The 221-nt window shown below is 54.3% G+C and carries 1 protein-coding gene; it reads right to left on the reverse strand.

From position 1 onward, the window contains the following. Positions 1–23: 23 nt before the first annotated feature. The coding region (tnpA, locus tag QN359_RS19995) for an IS200/IS605 family transposase (protein WP_323493646.1) at positions 24–221 on the reverse strand (198 nt) is incomplete at its 5' end.

Consider the following 221-nt stretch of genomic DNA (forward strand, 5'->3'; position numbering starts at 1 on the left):
CGTCCTTACACCTGCCCTTGACTTTAATGCGGCGTCCGCTGCTGCTCAATGTACTTGCGAATAACTGCGATCGGAGCGCCGCCGCAGCTTCCGGCAAAGTAGCTGGGCGACCACAAAGCGCCGCCCCATAGTCTCTTCTTGATGCTGGGATCATTCTTCTTCCTGATAAGTAGGCTCGATATTCCCTTGAGACTGTTCACCAGTTTCGACACGGCCACTTT

Source organism: Undibacterium sp. 5I2 (assembly GCF_035019605.1).
Classification (GTDB): Bacteria; Pseudomonadota; Gammaproteobacteria; order Burkholderiales; family Burkholderiaceae_D; genus Undibacterium.